Here is a 3,163-nt window from a genome sequence, read left to right on the forward strand (position 1 = left end):
CTTGGCTCGCTCTACGCCGGATGAGGCGTACTTCGCCGCCCTGCCGCACCTGAAGCTGGCTGCGTAAGATGAAATCCCTGGTGCGCCCCGAGTTGCCCACCGCGTCGGTCGGTTCGTCGCGAGCGCCGACCGCCGCCGTGGACAACTCTGCACCGTTGGCAAACCGCCCGCAATCCACTTAAGAATCGGGGAATGCTGTTCAGACAAGCGGGGCCACTTCTGGTGTCTCGAAATGCGCGCGCCTAATATGGCGTTTGAGAGGGATGTGCCCAAAGCGGCGAACCCCAAGAGATTCGGCGCGTTACGTCATATTGAAGCGAAAGCAAGGGTACATGCTCCTGGGCCTTGCCCCATAGTTCTTTCACGCTATTCTGTTCCCGCAACGTCACGATCTTGCGCAAACCTACCGCCGACCCGTCGCCGACCGCTGAGCCCGTCCTGCCAAGCAGTCTTTTGGCCAGTGTCGAGCCTTCGGCTGCGACTGAGGAAGCCCAAACGCATTGGTTCTGCCCTGAATGTGCTGCCGCGCTGCACCCGTGGGTACGGCTAGGGTTCATCAATCGGCGCCGCGCCAGGGCAAGCCTGCGCTCGGCCAGGGCTCGCCCCTCAAAAGGCGCGACAGATGCAGGCACCGTCTCTGCGCTCGCTTCCATCAAAGTCGTAAAACCGCGTCCTTACCAGCGAATAGATGCGGATTTACACCAGCGCTGACAGGTGGAACAGCGGCGGTCCACGCCGGGGATTTTTTCGACCCGTACAAGGCGCAACTCACAGGCTCGGCGCATCCAGCGGCGCAAGGCGCCTCAGGAGGTGCTGTGTCGACGAGATTCCGAAGACGGCCGTCGGCAAGCTGAACCGCAAGCAGCTTTGCGACCGCTACGGACGCTCCGCGCCGACGATGCAGTGGAAGATCTAGCCGGCACGGCTCAGCCGTAGAGCCCGGCCAGTTTCTCCTGCCCGGCCTCGCACTGCGCGCCCAGGGGCAGCACGCAGACGAACTGGCCGCCCAGTCGGCATCCACTCGCGCCGTCGCAGCCGATGCGAAGGAAAATCCGATATGTAGCGTTCATCGAGCATCGCCGCACCTTGCCATACAGCGCGGACTGTCAATTCCAACCACAGGAGTCATTCTTCCATGCCCACCGACGACGACACCAAGCCTTCCGCCACGCACAGCGCGTATCTGGAGGAAAAGGCCTTCAAATCGCGCACGTTGCTGATCTTCGGCGCGATCACCGACGCGGTGGCGGCCGATGTCACGCGCCGCCTCATCGCACTCGATGCGGACAGCCAGGCGCCGATCGACATCCTGGTGAGTTCGCCGGGCGGGCACCTGGAGTCGGGCGACGCGATCCACGACATCGTGCGCTTCATCACCGCGCCGGTGAACATGATCGGCACCGGCTGGGTGGGCAGCGCTGCCACGCACCTCTTCCTGGCGGCGCCCCGAGAGCGACGCGTCTGCCTGCCCAACACCCGCTTCTTGATTCACCAGCCGAGTGGCGGCGCAGGCGGGCAGGCGACCGACATCGCGATCCAGGCGCAGGAGATCGTCAAGGCCCGCGAGCGCATCGCCCACGAGATCGCGCGCGAAACCGGCAAGCCGCTGGAGGAGGTGCTGGTCGACATCGAACGCGACCGCTGGCTGTCGGCCGAGGAAGCGGTGACCTATGGGCTGGTCTCGCGCATCATCCATCGCAAAACCGAGTTGCGGACTTAGAAGCCATCCGCAAAGACGGATCAGCGCCAGTCGCCGCGCAGCGCCGCCACCTGGTCGGCGTAGGTCGCCTCGATGCGCTGCAGGCGCGCCTGGCGCGCCGCCTCGTTCACCAACTGCGAGGTCATGGCGCTTTGCCTCGCCAACTGATAGGAAAGCTTGGCGGCCGGCATCAGCGAGCTGTTGTCGGCCGCGACAAAGCCCGCGAGGTCGTGCCGGGCCTTCAGCACCGCACGTTCGACATCGCCGCGCGGCCCCTTGCCGCGCGCGTATTTGACGAGAATGGTCTGCACCTGCTTCTGGAATGCGGGGCCGTGGTCGCGCCGCATGACGATCTGCGCATGCGGGATGGGTTCGGATTCCCAGATCACCTGCAGCCGGTCGGCTTCGGCCGGGAATTGAAGCTTGAAGCGCTCGAAGTCGGCCGTGTTGTTGGTCGCCACGTCGGCCTCGCCGTTGGCCACGGCCAGGGCCGTCGCCTGGTGCGTGCCGACCACCTCGCTGCGAAAACGCGTCTCCATGGCAATGTGATTGGGCAGGAAGAGCTGCAGCTGCGGCACGATGGAGCCCGAGACCGACCGGCTCTCGCCGCGCGCGATCCGCCAGTTCTCGGGCTCGGCCAGGAGACTAAGGTGGTGTAGTCACCCGTCTTGCGCGTGATCTGCCCCCGTCGCACACATCCACCGCGGTTTAGTCCATCGGCCATCACCGGTCCTTGGACCGCGCCAATCGGGCGGCAGCTCAAGACTGGTTGCAGCCGGTCGCCTTCGGCCTGTCGAACGGCGGCGGCTGACGAAAGCTGACCTTGGACGTCTTCTTCGCGAGCGTCCGGTCTACCTTAGAACTTGACTTCGCAGACATCGTCGAGGAAATCCGATTTGGCGACAGCACACGGATCGAGGGTGGCAACGGACGGGCAGGAAGAAATCTCGTGTGGACGGCTCCTTCCGCCTGTCGAGAAATGGCGCTCGGGGAGCCCGATCCGGTCGTTTGGACTTTGAGTCCGCCTGCTCCAAACCTCGACATATATCCGGCCAAGTATGGCGCGAAACTCCTCATGATTCAACGTCTCACGCAGCCCTTGCGTTCTTTATCGAATTTGGTCTGCGAGGTTGCGAAGTACCAGATCTGCTTTCCTTCTTGCAACTGCAAATCTGGGGCCACGCCGCCCAGAGACGAACAGCGCGCTCGGCTCGTATCAGTTCTACTTTCTTCATGTCAGACCCACTTGCGGGGGCCTTCGACGAGGTATTTCAGCGGCCTGCCAAGCGTTCGAGCGTCCGAGTTCGATATTCCCTCGGCCCGAGGCCCGTGTGCCGCTTGAAAAAGCGGCAGAAGTAGGCGGGGTCCTGAAAGCCGAGGTCGAAGGCCAACCTGGACACGGGCGCCGCTACGTGTACGAGCCTGCGGCAGGCTTCGCGCGCAAGCCGGGTATGGATCAAGGAC

General features: G+C 63.8%; 3 protein-coding genes and 1 pseudogene. 1 reads left to right on the plus strand and 3 read right to left on the minus strand.

Translation table 11 applies throughout. The features are described 5' to 3' along the window. Window positions 1-926: 926 nt before the first annotated feature. The gene (locus tag AC1D2E_RS35265; RefSeq protein WP_478201702.1) at window positions 927-1,070 is read right to left on the minus strand and encodes a hypothetical protein; all 144 of its coding nucleotides are present in this window, start codon (window positions 1,068-1,070) and stop codon (window positions 927-929) included. Between the two features lie 65 nt (window positions 1,071-1,135). On the opposite strand from AC1D2E_RS35265, the gene AC1D2E_RS35270 reads away from it, so the two are divergent. Then, window positions 1,136-1,720 (plus strand): ATP-dependent Clp protease proteolytic subunit, encoded by a 585-nt coding sequence (locus tag AC1D2E_RS35270; protein ID WP_478117961.1) that lies wholly within the window; start codon window positions 1,136-1,138, stop codon window positions 1,718-1,720. Window positions 1,721-1,740: 20 nt separating this feature from the next. Here AC1D2E_RS35270 and AC1D2E_RS35275 read toward each other — a convergent pair. After that, window positions 1,741-2,346: pseudogene (locus tag AC1D2E_RS35275) on the minus strand (PhnD/SsuA/transferrin family substrate-binding protein); the annotation flags it as partial. A gap of 624 nt (window positions 2,347-2,970) precedes the next feature. After that, window positions 2,971-3,159 (minus strand): helix-turn-helix domain-containing protein, encoded by a 189-nt coding sequence (locus tag AC1D2E_RS35280; protein WP_478201703.1) that lies wholly within the window; start codon window positions 3,157-3,159, stop codon window positions 2,971-2,973. Window positions 3,160-3,163 lie beyond the last annotated feature (4 nt).

The sequence above is a fragment of the Variovorax sp. P1_H2 genome, assembly GCF_056405295.1.

Excerpts from the sequence above, each read along its gene's own strand:
- AC1D2E_RS35265 (WP_478201702.1), bottom strand. The coding sequence starts at position 1,070 with ATGAACGCTACATATCGGATTTTCCTTCGCATCGGCTGCGACGGCGCG.
- AC1D2E_RS35270 (WP_478117961.1), top strand. The coding sequence starts at position 1,136 with ATGCCCACCGACGACGACACCAAGCCTTCCGCCACGCACAGCGCGTAT.